Origin of the sequence: Massilia arenae, assembly GCF_008014745.1 — a bacterium.
GTDB classification, from domain to species: Bacteria; Pseudomonadota; Gammaproteobacteria; order Burkholderiales; family Burkholderiaceae_D; genus Telluria; species Telluria arenae.
Genome location: NZ_VPFD01000004.1, coordinates 374336 through 393734, shown reverse-complemented (window position 1 = coordinate 393734; position 19399 = coordinate 374336). Strand labels below are relative to the sequence as shown.

General features: G+C 66.4%; 17 protein-coding genes and 2 pseudogenes. 13 read left to right on the top strand and 6 right to left on the bottom strand.

Going from position 1 to position 19399, the window contains the following annotated elements:
• Positions 1-93: 93 nt before the first annotated feature.
• Complete coding sequence (gene infA / locus FVD38_RS05935) at positions 94-363, bottom strand: translation initiation factor IF-1 (protein ID WP_123071346.1); 270 nt, start codon at positions 361-363, stop codon at positions 94-96.
• A gap of 551 nt (positions 364-914) precedes the next feature.
• On the opposite strand from infA, the gene FVD38_RS05930 reads away from it, so the two are divergent.
• From FVD38_RS05930 to FVD38_RS05915, 5 genes and pseudogenes are all read left to right on the top strand, one after another.
• Positions 915-2393, top strand: a complete 1479-nt coding sequence (locus FVD38_RS05930; protein ID WP_147933953.1) for an ATPase domain-containing protein — start codon at positions 915-917, stop codon at positions 2391-2393.
• Positions 2380-3810 (top strand): ATP-binding protein, encoded by a 1431-nt coding sequence (locus FVD38_RS05925; protein ID WP_370660629.1) that lies wholly within the window; start codon positions 2380-2382, stop codon positions 3808-3810. The genes FVD38_RS05930 and FVD38_RS05925 overlap by 14 nt, the downstream gene beginning before the upstream one ends.
• A 12-nt stretch (positions 3811-3822) precedes the next feature.
• Positions 3823-4110 (top strand): annotated as a pseudogene (locus FVD38_RS27170) (response regulator); the annotation flags it as partial.
• 96 nt (positions 4111-4206) lie between these two features.
• Positions 4207-4764 (top strand): sigma-70 family RNA polymerase sigma factor, encoded by a 558-nt coding sequence (locus FVD38_RS05920; RefSeq protein ID WP_147933952.1) that lies wholly within the window; start codon positions 4207-4209, stop codon positions 4762-4764.
• Positions 4761-5453 (top strand): anti-sigma factor, encoded by a 693-nt coding sequence (locus FVD38_RS05915; RefSeq protein ID WP_147933951.1) that lies wholly within the window; start codon positions 4761-4763, stop codon positions 5451-5453. The genes FVD38_RS05920 and FVD38_RS05915 overlap by 4 nt, the downstream gene beginning before the upstream one ends.
• 30 nt (positions 5454-5483) lie before the next feature.
• On the opposite strand, the gene FVD38_RS05910 is transcribed toward FVD38_RS05915, so the two are convergent.
• Together FVD38_RS05910 and FVD38_RS05905 are read right to left on the bottom strand one after the other, a co-directional pair.
• Positions 5484-7133 (bottom strand): DUF4394 domain-containing protein, encoded by a 1650-nt coding sequence (locus FVD38_RS05910; protein WP_147933950.1) that lies wholly within the window; start codon positions 7131-7133, stop codon positions 5484-5486.
• Between the two features lie 203 nt (positions 7134-7336).
• The gene (locus tag FVD38_RS05905) at positions 7337-8530 is read right to left on the bottom strand and encodes an MFS transporter (RefSeq protein ID WP_147933949.1); all 1194 of its coding nucleotides are present in this window, start codon (positions 8528-8530) and stop codon (positions 7337-7339) included.
• 104 nt (positions 8531-8634) lie between these two features.
• On the opposite strand from FVD38_RS05905, the gene FVD38_RS05900 reads away from it, so the two are divergent.
• Both FVD38_RS05900 and FVD38_RS05895 read left to right on the top strand, forming a co-directional pair.
• Positions 8635-9549: a LysR substrate-binding domain-containing protein gene (locus FVD38_RS05900; RefSeq protein WP_147933948.1), complete on the top strand. Its 915-nt coding sequence runs from the start codon at positions 8635-8637 to the stop codon at positions 9547-9549.
• A 126-nt stretch (positions 9550-9675) separates the two neighbouring features.
• Complete coding sequence (locus tag FVD38_RS05895; RefSeq protein WP_147933947.1) at positions 9676-9999, top strand: hypothetical protein; 324 nt, start codon at positions 9676-9678, stop codon at positions 9997-9999.
• Positions 10000-10002: 3 nt separating this feature from the next.
• Here FVD38_RS05895 and FVD38_RS05890 read toward each other — a convergent pair whose 3' ends face one another.
• Entirely contained in the window at positions 10003-11256 is a 1254-nt protein-coding gene (locus FVD38_RS05890; RefSeq protein ID WP_147933946.1) for a CaiB/BaiF CoA transferase family protein, read from the bottom strand.
• A 174-nt stretch (positions 11257-11430) separates the two neighbouring features.
• Here FVD38_RS05890 and FVD38_RS05885 point away from each other — a divergent pair, with 174 nt between their 5' ends.
• Entirely contained in the window at positions 11431-11625 is a 195-nt protein-coding gene (locus FVD38_RS05885; protein ID WP_147933945.1) for a hypothetical protein, read from the top strand.
• A 210-nt stretch (positions 11626-11835) separates the two neighbouring features.
• On the opposite strand, the gene FVD38_RS05880 is transcribed toward FVD38_RS05885, so the two are convergent.
• Positions 11836-14151, bottom strand: coding sequence for a family 1 glycosylhydrolase (locus FVD38_RS05880; protein WP_147933944.1), 2316 nt, complete (start codon positions 14149-14151; stop codon positions 11836-11838).
• A gap of 303 nt (positions 14152-14454) precedes the next feature.
• On the opposite strand from FVD38_RS05880, the gene trpS reads away from it, so the two are divergent.
• Positions 14455-15492 (top strand): tryptophan--tRNA ligase, encoded by a 1038-nt coding sequence (trpS, locus tag FVD38_RS05875; RefSeq protein WP_147933943.1) that lies wholly within the window; start codon positions 14455-14457, stop codon positions 15490-15492.
• A 121-nt stretch (positions 15493-15613) separates the two neighbouring features.
• Positions 15614-16645 (top strand): annotated as a pseudogene (locus FVD38_RS05870) (serine endopeptidase); the annotation flags it as partial.
• A 100-nt stretch (positions 16646-16745) separates the two neighbouring features.
• On the opposite strand, the gene FVD38_RS26410 reads toward FVD38_RS05870, so the two are convergent.
• Positions 16746-17189, bottom strand: a complete 444-nt coding sequence (locus tag FVD38_RS26410) for a DUF3597 domain-containing protein (protein WP_229493449.1) — start codon at positions 17187-17189, stop codon at positions 16746-16748.
• A 698-nt stretch (positions 17190-17887) separates the two neighbouring features.
• On the opposite strand from FVD38_RS26410, the gene FVD38_RS05860 reads away from it, so the two are divergent.
• The 3 genes from FVD38_RS05860 to FVD38_RS05850 all read left to right on the top strand — a co-directional run bounded on the left by FVD38_RS05860 (position 17888) and on the right by FVD38_RS05850 (position 19338).
• Entirely contained in the window at positions 17888-18232 is a 345-nt protein-coding gene (locus tag FVD38_RS05860) for a DUF1294 domain-containing protein (protein WP_147933942.1), read from the top strand.
• A gap of 31 nt (positions 18233-18263) precedes the next feature.
• The gene (ugpQ, locus tag FVD38_RS05855) at positions 18264-19016 is read left to right on the top strand and encodes a glycerophosphodiester phosphodiesterase (protein ID WP_147934030.1); all 753 of its coding nucleotides are present in this window, start codon (positions 18264-18266) and stop codon (positions 19014-19016) included.
• Positions 19017-19110: 94 nt separating this feature from the next.
• Positions 19111-19338: a hypothetical protein gene (locus FVD38_RS05850; protein ID WP_147933941.1), complete on the top strand. Its 228-nt coding sequence runs from the start codon at positions 19111-19113 to the stop codon at positions 19336-19338.
• Positions 19339-19399: the final 61 nt, after the last annotated feature.

Below are 19399 nucleotides of genomic sequence, written 5' to 3'. Positions count from 1 at the left end.
GGCGGGTAGCGCTGGAAGTGCGACGGAAAGTGCGCGCACAAATGAAAACGCCACGCTGGGCGTGGCGTCTGTTACCGATGGGCGGTGCGCCGATCAGCGGCGTGCCGCGCGGTTCACCGGAGGGCGTGGACCGGTGCCGGTCTTGCCGAGGTGACGGAAGGTGATGCGGCCCTTGCTCAGGTCGTAGGGCGAGAGTTCCAGGCTGACCTGGTCGCCGGCGATGATGCGGATGTGGTTCTTGCGCATCTTGCCGGAAGTGTAGGCGATCAGCTTGTGGCCGTTTTCGCAATCGACGCGATAACGCGAATCGGGCAGCACTTCAGAGACGACGCCATTCATTTCGATGAGTTCTTCTTTTGCCATGATTGGGCTCCTGTTAGATTGAATACGAGTATATCTGGCCGGCCTGGCGCAAAGGCGCCCGGGCCGGCGGGTGAGACGGCCCGCGCAAGCGGGCTATGTAAGGTGACCGGGGCGGCGCGGCGCAGGCGCCATGCCGGGGAATGAGAAAGCCCGCACACGCGGCCGGCTTCAATTCGATGTCAGGTATGACGGTTACTTCGTTGGGTGCGACGGCCCGCGTTCCGCGTCGCGCTTCAGGGCTGCGCTGCTGGCGCAGTATTCGTCCGCCGGAACACAATATGGGGACGGAATCAGGAATTACCAGAGGCAATCTCGTGTCGCCAGCCCATCGCGCGAGCGCAAGGGGCTTGATCGATGCCGCACAAGCGATAGTGTAGCACGGTTGGCGCTGTGCTGTCCCGGCCCAGCCTTGATGAGGATATAATCCCAGCAATATCCGTTGCGCCGTAGCTGCACCGCGCGCGACACTTTCCATCCAGGCCGTCCCCATCCCGTTTCTCGTGCGCAGGCGCGGATGCGCGTGAACCGGCCTACAGCCAGGGCTGCACTTCATGAACGACCGCACTTCGACCGGCATTCCCGGTCTCGACGATATCCTGGGTGGCGGCCTGACGCCAAAACGCCTGTACCTGGTGGAGGGTTCTCCCGGCGCCGGCAAGACCACGCTCGGCCTGCAATTCCTGCTCGACGGCGTCGCCCGGGGCGAGAGCGGGATGTACATCACCTTGTCCGAGACCACCGACGAGCTGGTCGCGGTCGGCCACAGCCATGGCTGGGACCTGGGCGCCCTGGCGATTGTCGAGCTGGCAGGCGACGACGACCTCGATCCCGATTCGCAGCAGTCGGTGTTTCACCCGTCCGAAGTCGAACTGGGTGAAACGACGCGCAAGGTGATGGACCAGGTCGACGCCCTGCGTCCGATGCGCATCGTGTTCGACAGCCTGTCCGAGGTGCGCCTGCTGGCCCAGAACCCGTTGCGCTACCGGCGCCAGATCCTGTCGCTCAAGCAGTTCTTCTCGGCGCGCGACTGCACCGTGCTGCTGCTCGACGACAAGACCGCCGAATCCGACCAGCACCTGCACAGCCTGGCCCATGGCGTCATCAGCCTGGAGCAGATCACCAGGGATTACGGCAAGGAGCGGCGCCGGGTCAACGTCCTCAAGATGCGTGGCATCCGCTTCCGCGGCGGCTTCCACGACTACGCGCTCGACACCGGCGGCATCGTCATGTATCCGCGCCTGGTCGCGGCCGAACACGTGCGCGATTTCACGCCGCAGGTCAGCTCCAGCGGTTCGGACGACCTCGATGCGCTGCTCGGCGGCGGGCTGGTGCGCGGCACGAATACCCTGCTGGTGGGACCGTCCGGCATCGGCAAGACGACGCTGTCGACGCGCTGCCTGCTGTCAGCGCTGCAGCGCGGCGAGAAGGCATCGTATTACCTGTTCGACGAGGGGCTCGGCACCTTCTTCGCCCGCAGTATCCAGCTCGGTCTCGACCTGCGTCCCTATCTCGGCAATGGCCAGCTCACCATCGACCACTTCGATCCGGCCGAGCTGTCGCCCGGCGAATTCGCCCAGAAGCTGCGCGACGCGGTCGACCAGCGCCACAGCCGCTTCATCGTCATCGACAGCCTGAATGCCTATCTGCAGGCGATGCCGGGCGAGCACTACCTGGTCCTGCAGATGCACGAACTGTTGTCCTACCTGAACCAGCAGGGCGTGACCACGATGATGATCCTCGGCCAGCACGGCCTGATGACCGAGGCGCGCACCGACGTCGACCTGAGCTATCTGAGCGACAGCACGGTGCTGCTGCGTTTCTTCGAGGCGGGCGGCAAGGTGCGGCGCGCGATCAGCGTGATCAAGAGCCGCACCACGGAACATGCCACGACGATCCACGAGCTGCTGCTGGGCCAGGGCGGGGTGGTCATCGGCGCGGCGCTGGACGGGTTCGAGGGTGTATTGTCGGGTATGCCAACCTACCGCGGCGAAACGCCGCTGATGGCGCAGGCCGGGCATGCACCGGAATAAGCTGCACGAAGAACGGATACTGATTTTCGCGCCCATCGGGCGCGATGCCGAGGTCATGGCCTCGGTGCTGCAGCGCGACGGGCTCGGATGCGAGGTCGCCACCGATTTCGCCCACCTGGCGAGCGCCATCGGCGAGGGCGCGGGCGCCGCCATCCTGGCCGAGGAAGCCCTGCACGGCGTCGATGTCGCGGCATTGCATGCCTGGCTGGGGCGCCAGGCGCCGTGGTCCGATTTTCCCTTCGTTGTATTGCTTGGCAAGACGATCGGCCTGCAGCAGGGGGCGGCGCGCGCGCGCCTGGGCGACCTGGGCAACGTGATCCTGCTCGAGCGCCCGCTCAACGCCCAGACCCTGCGCAGCGCCACCGTGTCGGCGCTGCGCGCGCGGCGCCGCCAGTACCAGGCGCGCGACGTGCTGGCCGACCGCGAGCGCACCGCCGCCAGCCTGCAGCACAGCCGCCAGCAGCTGGTGGCGCTGAACGAGACGCTGGAGTCGCGCATCGAGGAGCGCACCCGCGCCCTGGCCCAGGCCAACGACCGCCTGATGAACGAGATCATCGAGCGCGAACGGGTGCAGCAGGCCATGGCCCAGTACCAGAAGATGGAAGCGGTGGGGCGCCTGACCGGCGGCATCGCCCACGACTTCAACAACCTGCTCAACGTGGTCCAGGGCAGCATGGACCTGATCCTCCTGATGTCGAAGGACGAGGTCGCCAAGGGTCGCGCGGAGATCGCGCGCAAGGCTTGCCAGCGCGGCGGCAAGCTCACGCGCCAGCTGCTGGCCTTCGCCCGCAACCAGAGCCTGGACCTGCGCGAGACCGATATCGGCGCGCTGTTCGACGGCGTGCGCGAACTGGTCTCCACTTCGCTCGGCTCGCGCATCCGGCTGCGCTTCGAGGTCGAGGGCGACTGTCCGCCGGTGCTGGCCGACGCCAACCAGATGGAGATGGCGCTCCTGAACCTGGCCATCAATGCGCGCGACGCGATGCAGGATGGCGGCGAACTGGTGTTCGTCGCCGCCTGCGGCGAACCGTCGCCAGGCTTCCTGCCGGCGGGCGACTACGTGCGCATCGCCGTCGCCGACAGCGGCGAAGGCATGGCGCCCGACCTGGTGCCCAAGGTATTCGAGCCCTTCTTCACGACCAAGGGCGTGAAGGGCACCGGCCTGGGCCTGAGCCAGGTGTACGGCATGGCGCAGCAGTCGGGCGGCGGCGCGCGCATCTTTAGCGAGCCGGGCGTGGGCACCACGGTGGAAATCTGGCTGCGCAAGGCGGGCGGCGAGGAAGACGCCGAGCCGGCGGCGCCGGCGCGCATTCCGGCCGTCAGGCAGGCGGCGCGCATCCTGATCGTCGAGGACGACGACTTCGTGCGCGAGTCGATGGTGTCCTCGCTCGAAGCCCTCGGCCATACGGTGCGCTAGGCGCCCGATGGCGAGGCGGGCCTCTGTGCGCTGCACGCCGAGCGGCCCGACCTCTTGATTACCGACTACCTGATGCCGGGCATGACCGGCGCCGAACTGGTGCAGCGCACGCGCGCGATGTTCCCCGGCCTGCCGACGATCATCGCCACCGGCTACGCCGACATGAAGGCGATCGAGCAGGTGATCGGCGATGGCGTGGTGCTGCGCAAACCCTTCCAGCTGGCCGAGCTGGCGATCAGCGTCGGCCAGGCCCTCGACCGCCAGCGCCAGGGCGACGGCGGGGCGGCGAAGGTCCACTGACGCGCAAGCGTGCAAGCCGCTTTCACTTGCCCAACTATAATTGCCGCTCATCGGGAGCCGGCAGGTCCCGGACCATCCACCCGAGAACGGCCCATCGTGACGACTGCACCCGACCACTTCGACTATGAAGCGCACCTCGCTGCCTGCGCGCGCGGCGACCGGCAAGCCCTGCGCCGCCTGTATGATCAGGAAAGCCCGCGCCTGCTGGGCGTCGCCCTGCGCATCGTGCGCGAACGCCAGGCGGCCGAGGATGTGCTGCACGACGCCTTCGTGAGCATCTGGACCCGCGCCGCCGGCTTCGACGCCACCCGCGGTTCGGGCCGCGGCTGGATGTACACCGTGGTGCGTCACGCGGCGCTCGACGCGGTGCGCGACGGCGCCCGCGAAATCAACGTCGACGAAGAGGCGTTCGATGCCCTGGGCACGGATGCCTTCGATCCCGGCATGCAGGACGCCTTCGAACTGCGCCAGGACATGGGGCGCCTGCACGACTGCCTGAGCCGGCTCGACGTCGCCAAGCGCAACAGCATCCTGCACGCCTATGTGGATGGCTTCTCGCACAGCGAGATCGCCGAACGCCTCAAGTCGCCGCTGGGGACGGTCAAGGCCTGGATCAAGCGCGGCATGAGCGCGCTGCGGGAGTGCATGGTATGAATCCGGTCCACGACCCCTACGAGCTGGCCGGCGAATACGTGCTGGGCACCCTGTCGCGCGAACGGCGCCGCGAGGTGGATGCCATGCTGCCGAACGACGCCACGCTGCGCGCCGCCGTCGCCTATTGGGAAGAACGGCTGATGCCCCTGAGTGCGCTGGTCGCGCCGGTGGCGCCGCCCCCCGCCCTGTGGCCGCGCATCGAGCGCAGCCTGGGGCCAGCAGCCGCACCGGCGGCCGTCCGTCCGGGCTGGTGGGAACGCCTGGGCCTGTGGCGCGCGCTGGCGGCCGGCGGCTTCGCGGCCGCCGCGATCATGGCCGCCGTGGTCGGCGTGCGCCAGTTCGAGGTCGAGCAATCGCGCTATATGGTGGTGCTGGCCGCACCGCAGAATGCGGGGCCGGGCTGGGTGCTGGAGCTGGTGGCCGACGACACGCTGCGCCTGGATCCGCTGGTTACGACCGAGGTGCCGGCCGATCGTGCGTTGCAGCTGTGGACCAAGGCCGACGACTGGGAAGGTCCGGTCTCGCTCGGCTTGGTCAAGCCGGGAGAGTCGGTCGAGGTCAAGCTCGCCAACCTGCCGAAAGTGGTGCCGAACCAGCTGTTTGAAATCACCCTGGAACCGGCCGCCGGATCACCGATCGGCCGTCCGACCGGGCCCATACTCTACATCGGGCGCGCGGTCAGGATCTAGGCGGCAGCCCGCATGCTGCCGCCTGGATCATCAGCGCAGCCAGATCGCGATATCGCGCACGCCTGGGTTGCCACTGCCGATCACTGAAGTCGCCGGCGTCGCCGCGCCATTGACCGGGGTTGCCGCGCCGGTCGTCAGGTTGACGCGGTACAGCGAGCTTGGACCGCCGGCCGCGGTGCGCAGCGCCGCCAGCACCAGACCGTTCTCGCCGCCACCGATGTCCATGGCGCCGGTGCCCGCCACCGTCACGCCCAGCGCGCCGACGTTGACCAGCGTGCCGTCGTTCGGCGGATTTTGCAGCGCCAGCACCGAACTCGCGCCGTCGACGTCGAACAGCTGGGTCGAGGCCGCATTCGGGATGCTGTTGGTGTAGGCGGCGGCCACGACGCGTGGCGCCACGCCGGCGCGGTTGATATTGCCGTCAGTGGTAGTGGCGCCGGTGTCGACGTTGATGCGCAGGCTCTGGCCGCTGTCGCTGATCACGCGCAGGCGGTCGGCGGCCGGGTTGAAGTCGACCGCATACGTCGTGCCCTGCATCGCGGTGTAAGGCGCGGTGGTGTCGGCGGCGTCGGCGCTGAGCGTCGCCTTGACGGTGGCGGCGCCGGTGGCCGGATCGATGGTCACCAGGCGCGCGGTCGAGGTCAGGCCGTACAGCATGCCGTCCTTCGGCCGCACGTCGATGCCGACCAGGGTTTCGCCGCCCGCCAGGCCGGTGATGGCGACATTGGTGTCGATGGTGTTGGGCGAAGCGATCTTGAAGCCCAGCAGGCGATTGTCGTCCGAGAGACCCAGCAGGACCGGCGCCGCGGCGCCGCGCAGTGCGATGCCGCGGATGTCTTCGGTCACGCCGAGTGCGCCGATCAGGTTGGTCGGGGCGCTGGTGGCGGCCAGGTTCACGCCATACAGATTGCGTGCGCCGCCGACGGTGGCGACCATATAGCCCATATTCGTGCGCGCATCGATGTCGAAGCCGTTCGCCGCGCCGATGGTGACGCCCAGCGGCACCGGCTTGGCCAGGGTGCCGTCGTTCGGCGGGTTCTGGGTGTACAGGGTCGAGTTGGCGCTGTCGATGCCGTACAGCGTGGTCGAGCCGGTGCCGGCGAACGAATTGGTATACGCCGAGGCCGAGATCGCGGTATTGGCGGCGCCGCCGTTGATGCTGCCGTCGGTGGTCGTGGCGCCGGTGTCGACGTTGATGCGCAGGCTCTGGCCGGTATTGCTGACGATGCGCAGGCGATCGGCCATCGGGTTGAAATCGACACCGAAGCTGGCGCCGGCCAGGGCGGTGAACGGTGCCGTGGTGTCGGCGGCATCGGCGGCGAGGCGCGATTTATTGGTGGCGGCGCCGGTGGCGGCGTCCAGCGTGTACAGACGGCCGGTCGAGCCTACGCCGTACAGCATGCCGTCGGCTGGACGCACGTCGATGCCGACCAGGTTCTCGCCGCTCTGCAGCCCCGTCACCAGAACATTGCTGCGGATGGTGCCCGGCGTGGCGCGGTCGAACGAGACCAGGCGGTTGCTGGCGGTCAGGGCGACCACGTCGCCGACCGTCGCGGCCGGCGGCGGCGGGGTGGTCGGCGTCGTGTCGGAGTGGTGGTCGTCGCTGCTGCTGCCGCAGGCGGCCAGGGCCAGGGCGATCGAGGAAACGAGAACGAGTTTGGCGAATTGTGGTTGGGTCATGATGTGTCCTCAGTAAGAATTGCTTGTTTGAATTCGTTAGGAGCGCATCGCGGCCGGGTCGGCCTGCAATGTTGGCGCTTGTACTACTCGCCAGATGCAGGAATGGATGCACCTTGTGGAAAAAATATTTTCACAAGGTGTGCGGCGTGGTGGAAGTCACGTAATTCGTGTCGGCGGGAATGCCGTCACGTTGTGGAGATGCATTAACTCCGGCGCAGGCGCGCCACCAGCGGCGCCAGCAGCACGGCCAGCAACGCGAAGCCGGCCGCGATATAGCCGATCTTGTCCAGGCCAAGCAGCGGAATCGCCGCGCCGCCCAGCATGGCGCCGATGCCGATGCCAGCATTCGCGGCGGACACATTGATGGTGCCGGCCAGCGCCTGCGAGTGGGTGGCCGATTTCATCACCCTTACCTGGCAGATCGGGAACAGCGCCGTGTATGCGATGCCCCATAGCGCCAGCACCGCGCAGAACAAAATCGTCGAGCCGGCGGTGGGCACCGCCAGCGCCATCGCCAGCGCCAGGAGACCCGAGAACAGCGCCGTGGCCTTCAACGGCGCGCGGTCGACCACCTTGCCGCCCGCCCAGTTGCCGATCAGGCCGATCGCGCCGAAGCCCATCAGCCACCAGCCGACGTCCAGCGGCGCCACGCCGGCCACCCGCTCGAGAATGTCGGCCAGGTAGGTGTAGGCGGCGAACATGGCGGTAAATACCAGGATCGACAGGCCGACGTTGGCCAAAAAATAGGGCTCGCGGAACAGGCGCGCCTGGGAACGGAAGTCCACGCGTTTGGCGCGGGCCACCGCCGGCATCAGGAACAGCAGTGCCAGCGCCATCGCCAGCGACAGCGCGGCCAGGATCCAGAACGCATTGCGCCAGCCGATGCTGTTGGCAGCGATGGTGCCGAGCGGGATGCCGAACAGTAGGGCAGCCGAGATGCCGAGGTAGACCCGCGCCACGCCTTGCCCGGCCTTGTCGGGGCCGGCCAGTTCGGCCGCGGTCTCGCTGGCGGTGCCCCAGAACACCGGCAGCGCCAGCGCCGGAATGAAGCGCGCCAGCGCCAGCACCCAGATATTGGGCGCCAGCGCGGCCAGGGCATTGGACAGCGCGAACACGACCAGCACGCCGATGAACAGCGCCTTGCGGTCCAGGTGCGACAGCCAGGCCGTCAGCGGTGGACCGAACAGCATCACGGTGAAAGCGAACAAGGTCACCAGCTGGCCGGCGAGCGAGATCGAGATGCCGAGGTCGCGCGACAAGGCCGGCAGCAGGCCGACGATCAGGAATTCGGTGGTGACGATGACGAAGGCGGCGATCGCCAGGATCAATATCGACAGCGCGCCGGACGATGAGGATGCCGGGGCCGGCTGCGCAAGCGCGGAGGGTGATTGGGACATGATGTTCTTATTGGGATTGAGCGGGTCGCCATCCTATTTGAAATGCCATTTCCTATCTCGGGCATTTTTTCTATACTTAGCGGAATATTTTTCCGTAATCGATCATGCAAAATAGTGAACGCCTGAAAGGCGTCGATGTCTTCGTGGCCGTGGCCCAGGCCGGCAGCTTCATCCGCGCAGCCGAGCGCCTGCGCCTGACCGGCTCGGCCGTCGGCAAGGCCATCGCCCGCCTCGAGGCACGCCTGGACGCGCGCCTGTTCGAGCGCAGCACGCGCCGGCTGGCGCTGACCGACGCCGGAACCCGTTTCCTGGCCGCCTGCACCCGGGTGCTGGGCGAGCTCGAGGAAGCCGAGCATGCCTTGCACGCCGAGGGCGAGCTGCTGGCCGGACGGTTGCGGGTCGACCTGCCGGCCACCTACGGACGCCTGGTGGTACTGCCGGTATTGACGGCTTTCCTGCAGCGTTATCCGCGCATCAAGCCGGTGCTGTCCTTCACCGACCGCTATGTCGACCTCGAGGACGAAGGCATCGATGTGACGGTGCGCATCGGCAGCCCGGAAGCCTGGTCGCCTGCGCTCGGCCATTGCCTGCTGGGCCAGGACCGCAAGGTGTTTTGCGCGGCGCCTTCCTACCTCGCGGCGCACGGCGCGCCGGCCTCGGTCGAAGCGCTGGGGGAACATGCGGTGATCATGTACGGCAAGGCCGACAGCCGCGTCAGTCCCTTGCTGATCCGGCGCGGCAACGCCCTGGTCGAACAGCGTGCATTCGACGCGCGGATCGTTACTGGCGACGCCGAAGTCCAGGCCGGCCTGACCGTGGCGGGGCTCGGCATCGCCCAGATGTCGACCTGGCTGATCGAGCGCCATCTAAAGGACGGCAGCCTGGTCGAGGTGCTGCCGGACTATGCGACGCCTGGCTTGACGATGCATGTGGTGTGGCCGAAGGCGAAACAGGACGTGCCGCGCGTGCGCGAGCTGGTCGACGTCTTGCGCGCGGCGCTGTCGGAGTCGATGACATAAAAGTGCTAATGGGAACGCACCGTCATTGTCCCGCGGAACAGGCGAAATCGATGCTTGATAAACCAGGGATCCATCCTAAGCTGGAAGGCTCCAGTGGTTTTTCCACGCATTTTTCAGGAGGGCATCATGCTGCAAACTGCCGAAATCCAGCAACGCTTTAAAAGCGTCCAGCAAGTCGTGAACCAGGCCGAGCAGGTCTGCCAGAGTGACGGGAGCGTCCCCAGCGAAATCCGCGACTGCATCCACAAGATCGCCGAGGAAGCCGGGCGCGCGCAAAGCGTCATGCAGTCGAACGACCAGTCGAGCATGATCCAGGCCATCGACGACCTGGAAGCCATGGGCGACGAGGCCAAGCGCGTCTGCACCTCGACCCGTCCGTCACCGCAAGTGCAATCCGTCATCGTGCGCGTGCACGACGAACTGTCGAACCTGAAGCACCAGCTGCACTAAGTTTTAAATCACACCCCGTTCGCGCAAGGCCGCGATCTCTTCCTCGCTCCTGCCCAGCACTTCGCGCAATACTTCTGTCGTGTGCTGGCCCAGCAGGGGCGGGGCCATCCCGCTGGTTGCCGGCGTGGCCGACATCCGGATCGGATTGCGCACCAGCTTGACCTGGCCCGCGCTCGGATGCGGCAGGTCGATCGCCATCGCGCGCGCTTGCACCTGCTCGTTCGCGAACACTTCGCCGACGTCGTTGATCGGCCCGCAAGGCACGCCTTTTTCTTCCAGCAGCGCGATCCATTCGTCGCGCTTTTTGCGCTTGACCATTTCGGCCAGCAGCGGCACCAGCAGCTCGCGGTTCTGCACGCGCAGCGGATTGGTGGCGAAGCGCGGATCGCCCGCCAGGTCTGGCCGACCGCCGGCCTCGACGAACTTCTGGTACTGGCCGTCGTTGCCGGTGGCGACGATCAGGTGGCCGTCCTCGCACGCGAAGGTCTGGTAAGGCACGATATTGGCGTGGGCATTGCCCCAGCGCTTGGGCGGCTTGCCGCTGTTGAGATAATTGCTGCCGACATTGGCCAGCATCGCCACCTGCGTATCGAGCAGCGCCATGTCGATGTGCTGGCCTTCGCCCGTGCGGTCGCGGTGGGTGAGGGCGGCCAGCACGGCCACCGTGGCATACATGCCGGTCATCAGGTCGGTGAGGGCGACGCCGGCCTTTTGCGGACCGCCGCCAGGCAGGTCGTCGCGCTCGCCTGTGACCGACATCAGGCCGCCCATGCCCTGGATCAGGAAGTCGTAGCCGGCGCGGTGGGCATAGGGGCCGTCCTGTCCGAAGCCGGTGATCGAGCAATAGACCAGGTCGGGCCTGATTTCCTTGAGCGATGCATAGTCGAGGCCGTAGCGTTTGAGGTGGCCGACCTTGAAGTTCTCGAGCACCACGTCGCAATGCAGCACCAGCTCGCGCAGCAGGGCCTGGCCTTCGCTGCTCGCGATATCGACCGTGAGCGAGCGCTTGCCGCGGTTTGCTGACAGGTAGTAGGCGGCTTCAAGCGTGTCGTTACCCTGCGCATCCTTTGCATACGGCGGACCCCAGGCGCGGGTGTCGTCGCCGGCGCCGGGGCGCTCGATCTTGATCACGTCGGCGCCGAGGTCGGCCAGGTTCTGCGAGCACCAGGGGCCGGCCAGCACGCGCGACAGGTCGAGCACGCGGATGTGGCCGAGGGCTTTGGGCAGCGCGGGTGAAGGTGGAATAGGTTGCGTCATGTCTCGTTCTTCTTATGTTCGGGCGAGCGCAGATTATAGCTGGCTGGTCGTGGTCGGTTAGGCCTGAACAAAACCTTGCGCTGCCTAAATAATAGCCATTTGTGCGACGGCGACAGTGCGAGCTGTTTGATCTAAACTGGTCGCGTTGATCAAATCGAGCAAGGGAGGTGCGTTATGAGCACCGTGACAAAAGAAGCGGATACTCAAGCAGAGCCGTTAGCGGTTTCGACATCAGAAGATCTGCTCAAGCATGCCCGCGCGCGACGTCTAGCTGCTTTGAAAGCAGCTGAGGGCCTTTGGAAAGACCGCCCTGATATTCCGAAAGACGGCGTCAAGGCTCAAGATCTATTGAGATCTGAATGGCAGTGATCTTGATACAAATATCTTCATCGACATGATTGGTGGCTGTCAACAAGCAACTACCAAGCTTTCCAGCGACGACGGCCGCTGGCGCAGTCACAAATGTGCGCTTTTCCTTTACTGCCTTTCGGCCACGCCCGACGATTACTCGTATTAAATAGAGCGCGAGTGAGCAGTCGGGAGAAACGCTCTACGTCCATCCCGACTGCAAGTCGTCAATTAATTCGCCGAGTGTAAGGCAGCCGTGTTTGCCTCAGTCTGAGTGTCGCCACCCGCCACCGCCTGCCGGCTCTCAGCCTCCTGCTGCAGCGCGCAGCGCTCGGCCTTGTCGGCAGTGCGCAGCTCGACATAACGCCGCAGCGCATCGTCCAGCGCAGGCAGCAGCGCGCCGCGCTCGCTGTGCAGCGAAGAATACGCCGGCCGCGCCGCCGTGAAACCGAACTCCGCGGCCGGTTTCGCTTCCAGCGTCGCCGCATCGACGCCGGCCAGCTCGGCCGCGCGCCGCGCCAGTTCGGCCCAGGTCAGCGCGCCCTGGTTGGCCAGGTGCCAGATGCCGGCTTCGCGGTCCACGGCCAGGTCGAGGCAGGCGTGCACCAGGTCGGGCACATAGGTTGGTGAGATGGTCAGGTCGCTGGCGGCCACGAAGGCATCGCCGCGCTCCAGCGCATCGAGCGCCAGGGTCACGAAGTTGTGCTGGTCCCACGGGCCGAAGAAGGCGCTGGTGCGCACCACCAGTGCGCCCGGATGGTTTTCGAGCACGGCCCGTTCGGCATCGAGCTTGCTGCGGCCGTAGACGTTGAGCGGATTGGGCGTATCGGATTCGACATAGGGCCGCTCGTTGCGGCCGTCGAACACCAGGTCGCTCGAGAAGGTGGTCAGGTGGATGTCGTGGCGCGCGCAGGCGGCGGCCAGGATGGCGGCGCCGTGCGTGTTCTCGCGCTGGCAGCGCTCCATCTCGTGTTCGGCGTCGTCCACCCGCACGTAGCCGCAGGTATTGACCACGGCCCAGGGCTTGTATTTGGCCAGCGCGCGCTCGACCGAGTCGGCATCGGCGATGTCCATGTCCTGGCGCGACAGCAGGCGGTAGGCCAGGTTGCGCTTGTCGCAGATGCGGGCAAAGGCGCGGCCCAGGGTGCCGGTGGCGCCGAGGATCAGGATCGGCGCGGCGTCGCTGCCCACCAGCCGGTGGCCGTCGGCCGCGATCGAGGTGAGGGCTGCGGGCGTGGCCACCGGCTGCTGGCACAGGAAGCGGCCCGGCCGGCGCCACCAGCCCTGGGCGCGCAGCACCGGGTGCGACAGCGGTGCGCCGTCCGACAGCTCGCGCATCATCCGGGCCAGCGCGGTCGGCCGCGGCAGCGGCGAGCGCACGTCGAGCGGGCCGGGTTCGTAATAGCCGCGCTCGACCGTTACCAGGCTGTTCCAGTCGAAGGAGCCGAGCAGGGCCCACACCGTGACCGCGCGCACGTTGACGCCGTTGTCGCGCGACTGCTGGGCCGCTTCCCAGATCTCGAGCAGCCAGCGCATCTGGTCTTCGCGGTTGGCGTCGATGTGGGCTTCGGTGATGGCCAGCGGGATGCCGTAGCGTTCCCAGATCTCGGACAGCAGCGGGGCGATGCCCGGCGTCGGCGTGGCCAGCACGCGCGAGGCTTCGATGTCGGCGCAGGGGATGCCGTCGGCCATGCCGCGGTGGTTTTCGGGGAAGCGTTCGGGACGGTGATCCAGCCAGCGCTCGCTGGTGACGTAGTAATTGACGCCGATGAGGTCGGGCGGGCAGGGATTGTCGCGGAACCACTGGAGGTCTTCGGCGCTGGCGCCGTTCTTTTGCAGGTAGTTCCACAGGGTGTGCTCCGGCCCGACCATGCCGCACAGCAGGTCCCAGCCCAGCCAGCGGCGCTCGTTGTAGAACTCGGCCACGTGGCTGAGCTCCGGCGTGCTGTAGGTCTTGCCGAGATCGTCGGTCTGCACCAGTTTCGCGTCCGGGTTGACGGCGCGGATGGCGCGCATCGACAGCACGGTGGCGCGGCACTGGTTGAGCAGGGCCTGGATGAAGGTGCGGTCGTCGCGGCCGTGCGGATACCAGACACCGTACAGGCCGGCGAAGCGCGCCGTGGTGCAGATCTCGTTGACCGGAGTATAGAACTCGAGCCAGGGATAGCGCGCGGCGACGGCGCCGGCGTAGTCGGCCAGCTCTTGCGCGAAACCGGGATCGACCAGGCTCGTGTGGCGCGGACCGCTGCCATGGTGGATCAGCCCGGCGATCGGGGTGATTCCCGCCTCGCGCAGGGCGGCCAGGCGCTCGTCCGGCCAGCGCCAGTCGGCCCCTTCGATGCCGTCCGGGGCGGTGCGTTCCCACAGGATGGGGTAGCGGATGGCGCGGATGCCGAACGCGGCGAAGCGCTCGATGTCGCAGGCGCGCCCGCTGTGGCCGTTGCGGTCCAGCTGGCTGAAATAAGTGTCTTGCACGCGGTTGACCGTGCATTCGAGGCCGCCCCAGAGTTCGAGGGGGTGTGCTGGGCTGTTCGTGCTCTTGTTCATGGTTATTCTGATTCCTTAATTTTATGGCAACAAAGTTTCGACAGGGTGGCGCTACCGATCTTTACACTACGTGGGAAGAGCGTTGCCTGCCGAGTCATGGCACCGGTAGCGGTTGACAGCGGGGCGCCAACCTGCAACCATGCGGTCCATGATCTTTCCGAAATCACATCTCATTCTTGCCTGGTGGCGCCGCTCCTAGCGCGCGGCCCCGGAAATGATGTGCATTTCAGCTAACGCCGCCTCGATTTGGGTGGCGTTCATTCATTGACGCAGGACGATCGAGGCATCTACCAAGGAACCTCGATGACCCTGCAACAAACTCCTGCTACTGCTTCTACTCGTGGAAGCCAGATTATCCTGACCGGCGACCGTCCGACCGGTCCGCTGCACCTCGGTCACTTTGTGGGCAGCCTGCGCGATCGCGTGACCTACCAGCACCAGTACCGCCAGTTCGTCATGCTGGCCGACTCACAGGCGCTGACCGACAATATGGATGACTTGACTAAGGTACACCGGAACGTGCTGGAAGTGGCGCTCGATTACCTTGCCGTAGGGATCGACCCGACCAAGACCACGATCTTCATCCAGTCGCAGATCCCGGAGCTGACCGAGCTGACCTTTTACTACCTGAACCTGGTGACCGTGGCGCGCCTCGAGCGCAACCCGACCGTGAAGGCGGAAATCGTCCTGCGCGGCTTCGAGCGCGACATCCCGGCCGGCTTCCTGACCTATCCGGCCAGCCAGGCGGCCGACATCACCGCCTTCAAGGCCGGCGTGGTGCCGGTGGGCGAAGATCAGATTCCGATGATCGAGCAGTGCAACGAGATCGTGCGCCGCTTCAACCGCATCGTCGGCCGCGACGTCCTGGTCGAGGCCAAGGCCTTCGTGCCGGAAGTCGGCCGCCTGCCGGGCATCGACGGCAAGGCCAAGATGAGCAAGTCGCTCGGCAACACCATCAACCTGGGCGCCAGCGCCGATGAGATCCGCGCCGCGGTCAAGAACGTGTACACCGACCCGCTGCACCTGAAGGTGTCGGATCCGGGCCATATCGAGGGCAATGTCGCCTTTACCTACCTGGACGCTTTTGACACCGACAAGGAGGGCCTGGCCGAGATGAAGGCGCACTACCAGCGCGGCGGCCTGGGCGACAGCATCGTCAAGAAGCGCCTCGAAGGCATTCTGCAAGACCTGCTGGCGCCTATCCGCGCCCGCCGCGAAGAGTTCGCCAAGGACCCGGCTCAGGTGATGAAGATGCTGCAGGAAGGCACCCTCAAGGCGCGCGAAGTGGCGGCCGCGACTACCGACGAAGTCAAGAAGGCGCTGGGCCTGTCCTACTTCTAAGCGCGAGTGGTATCGCAACCCGATACTGGCAGTAGCGCACAGCAGGCCTCCATCAACTGCCAGTAGCATGATCTTCCCGACGATGGCAAGCTGCGGGCTTGTCATCGCCGAGGAGTGCTTCATGAGCAAGGGCTTGCGCCTGACCGAACAATGGATGCAGCGGGCCTTGTGGCTCGTCGCCTTCGTCTTCGCCGGTTTCCTGATCGGCCTGGGCGGCCTGGTCGTGCAGCAGCTGCGCGACGTCGAAGCGCCGCTGACGGTCGAAGAGTTCATGAACCCGGCCCAGGTCGGCAAGCTGCGTACCGAGATGGCCAGCGAGCAGGCGCGCATCGAAGGTGCGCGCACGCGCCTCGAGCAGGCCAGCCAGAAGCACACGGTGGCGCAGTCGAATACGCGCTCGGCGCGCTCGACCTTCGACAACTGGCTCGCGACCCGGCAGGCGACCGCGCGGCCAGAGCAAGACCCCGAACTGATCAAGCGTACCCAGGGCCTGGAGGCCCTGGAGCGCGCTGAACGCGCCGCCCTCGCGGCGGTGGAACGCGAACAGCAGACGATGCTGGACGCCACCCAGGCCTACGAGCGCGCCAAGCTGCGCTGGGACGCCCTGCAAGAACCGGCGCAGCAGGCCTTCGCCGACGAAGTCGAGGCGCGCGAGCTGCGCGTCTTTCTCTACCGCCTGGCATTGACCCTGCCGCTGCTGCTGGCGGCAGGCTGGCTGTTCAGGCACAAGCGCAAGACGGCCGACTGGCCGTTCGCCTGGGGCTTCATCATCTTTGCCCTGTTCACCTTCTTCTTCGAGCTGGTGCCCTACCTGCCGAGCTACGGCGGCTACGTGCGCTACATCGTCGGCATCATCCTGACCGTGGTCGCGGGGCGTTACGCCATCGTCTGGCTGCAGGGCTACCTGGCGCGCCAGAAACAGGCCGAGGCGCTGCCCGACGCCGAACGGCGCCAGGGCATGCGTTATGACCTGGTCCAGTCGCGCCTCGCGAAAGGCGTGTGCCCCGGTTGCGAGCGCGCCGTCGACCTCAAGGACAGCAAGACCGACTTCTGCCCGCACTGCGGCATCGGCTTGTTCAACCGATGCGGCGCCTGCACGGCGCGCAAGAATGCGTTCGCGCGCTTTTGCTTTGCATGTGGGACGGCGGCCAATACGACGCTTGCGGATCGCCGCCAGCGCACGCACCGTCACCCGGGCGCAGGCCGGGGTCCAAGCACTGCCCCGGCGCAGGCCGGGGTCCAAGTACCTGATATCAGTCGCGCAGATCGGCCGGCACCTTGCCGCCGTTGGCGGCCAGCTTGTTCATCACCTGGCGGTGCAGCCAGATATTCATCTTGGCCGAGTCACTGGTATCGCCGGTGTAGTTCAGCTCGGCTGCCAGTTCCTTGCGCGAGGCCAGGCTGCTGTCCAGGCCGAGCAGCTTGAGCAGGTCGACGATCGAGGTGCGCCAGTTCAGTTGTTGGCCGGACGACTTCTGCATATCGTTCAGGATCTGCTCGACGTCGACTTGCTGGACCGGGGCAGCGGCAGCTGGCGCGGCGGCAGGGGCGGCGGCAGGCGCACTCGGCGCCGGCGCCGCTTGCGGCTGGGCCGGAGCGGCAGGAGCAGCGGCAGGAGCCGCCGCCGTCGTCGCGGCAGGCGCCGCATCTTTCTTACCTGGGAAAATTTTGTGGAAAATATTGCTCAGGATACCCACGGGACCCTCCTTTTCTGGTGATTGTTTACGGATATTGTTGGCCATATAGCCGAGCGCAACCGCCAGCGCGGCGCCGCCGGCAGCCTTGATCAACGTTGGATGCTCGGCATAGAAGTCGCTCATACGGTCGACAATGCCGGGATTCTCTTGTTGCGCCTTTTCGGCCAGTTCTTGCACTTGCTCAGGCGAGACTTGCACCGCCTGTTCCGGCGTTACCTTCGATGGCGCGTTGCCGCCGAAGATCTTGCCCAATGCGCCGCCGGCCACGGAGCCGAGCAAGCCGCCACCGGCGCCGCCCAGCAGGCTGTTGAGCATGCCGGCGCGCTGGTCGGGATTGCTCTGCCCGAACAACTGGCTGACCATCTGGGGAAAGGGCGGGGTCTGGTCCGAGCGCAGGGCGCTCGCGATGCCCTGGGCGATGCTGGCGCGGGGCGCGTTCTGCGCCACCTGGTCGAAGTCATCGGCAGCCTTGCCATTGTTGGCGACAGCGCCGGCACCGCCGATATATTGCTGCAGTAAGTTACCTAAATCGAAAGCCATGTCATCTCCTACGTGATGTGATACCTGCGAAGACTCAGCGTAGATGTTTGGTATCGTCGGCTCTGTTCGATGACGAACCCAGGAGCGGCATCGGGGAAGTAATCGATGCTGCATTTGCCCAGTGGACATTTGCGGGCCGGGAGCGGTAAGCTGGCGCCATGCCCTACCTGCCGCTCGTCCTCTTCCTCGTCGTCTACCTGTTCGCCAGCCTGGCCTGGGACATGTCCCAGCTGGTCGGCGCCGCCTACCTGACGACCAGCCTGACCTGCTTCGTCGCCTACGCCATCGACAAGTCGGCGGCGCGCTCGCAGTCCTGGCGCACGCCCGAGTCGACGCTGCTGATCCTCGGCCTGGTCGGGGGCTGGCCCGGCGCCTTGCTGGCCCAGCAATGGCTGCGCCACAAGACCAGCAAGCAATCGTTCCAGCGCAAGTTCCAGCTGACGGTGGCGCTGAACCTGGGCGCCTTCACCTGGCTGGCCTGGCGCCTCGGCGTGCCGGCCTGATTGTCGACAGGAGGCGCGCATGTGGCCCCGCATCTGGCCTTACCCCCGCATCCTGGCCCACCGTGGCGGCGGCACCCTGGCGCCCGAGAACACCTATGCCGGCCTGCGCTGCGGGATACAGGCGGGCTTTCGGGCGATCGAGTTCGACGTCATGCTGGCGCGCGACGGCGTCCCGGTGGTGGTGCACGATCCCGGCCTGGGCCGCACGGTGAAGGGCACGGGCAGCGTATTCGAGCACGATGCCGGCGATCTGGCGGCGATGGATGCCGGCGCCTGGTTCGCCCCGGCGTTTGCCGGCGAACCGGTACCGCTGTTTACCGAATTCGCGCGCCTGTGCAAGGAGCAGGGCGTGTGGATGAATATCGAGATCAAGCCGGCGCCCGGGTTCGAGGCGGAAACCGGCGCGGTCGTGGCGGCGCTTGCCGCCGAGCTGTTCGCCGCCGAACTCGCGGCCGGAGACATGGCCCGGGTCCCGCTGCTGTCCTCGTTCAGCGACGTGGCGCTGGCCAGCGCGCGTCTGGCCGCGCCGCAACTTCCGCGCGCCTGCCTGATCAGCGCGCTGGGTCCGGACTGGGAATCACGTGCGCGCGCGCTGGATGCGGTTGCCATCCACACCAATCACCAGCACCTGGGGCCGGAGATGGCGCGGGCGGTCAAGGACGGCGGCTTCGGCCTGTTCTGCTATACCGTCAACGATCCCGGCCGTGCGCGCACCTTGCTGGACTGGGGCGTGGACGCTTTCTGCACCGATCGGATCGACCTGATCGGGCCGGATTTCGCCTGAAGGAATTTCGGCTCAGCAATATATTTGTCTGGCGGCCTCAAGAATGATCGCCCGGGAGACGTTAAGTAAAGACGATCTCTTTGAAGCAGCTAGCATGGCACCCTCGACCACCATCATTCCGTTGTCCCCGCACGCCGCAGGCGCCCAGGCCGCCGTCAGCCAATGGCTCGACCTCGTCAGCAAGTCGGTGCAGGCCGGCGCGCGCCGGCGCGATACCGATCCGACCGGCGAAATCCGTGCGCGCATCCTGCAGGGAGCGGCCATGACGATGCTGGCCCCGGTCGAGCCGAAGACGCGCGCGGTATCGCACCTGCTGCGTTGAGTCCATTGTTGCTGGCAAGTTGTCAATATCGGCATGACCGATATTGACGGCGGCGGCTAGG